Annotated in this window: 1 protein-coding gene; it reads left to right on the top strand. The window is 40.1% G+C overall.

The window, feature by feature from the left end:
• Window positions 1–257, top strand: a 257-nt coding sequence (locus AAEZ02_RS22920) for a polysaccharide biosynthesis protein (RefSeq protein WP_351125429.1), incomplete at both ends; no start/stop codon positions are given.

Below are 257 nucleotides of genomic sequence, written 5' to 3'. Positions count from 1 at the left end.
ATGCAGCAGAAGTTTAACGACCCTTGTATGCGCTACTTTCTTGGTGATGTCAGAGATGGTGATAGATTAATGCAAGCTTTTAGAGGGGTTGATTATGTGATCCACGCTGCAGCATTAAAGCAAGTTCCTGCAGCAGAATACAACCCTATGGAATGCATTAAAACTAATATTTATGGTGCAGAAAACGTTATAAAAGCGGCAATTGCGAATAACGTCAATAAAGTCATTGCGTTATCGACAGATAAAGCTGCTTCACC

This window comes from Shewanella sp. T24-MNA-CIBAN-0130 (assembly GCF_040310185.1).
Lineage (GTDB): Bacteria > Pseudomonadota > Gammaproteobacteria > Enterobacterales > Shewanellaceae > Shewanella > Shewanella psychromarinicola.
Note: the sequence above shows the minus strand (reverse complement) of the source record. Positions and strands in the feature narration are given on the sequence as shown.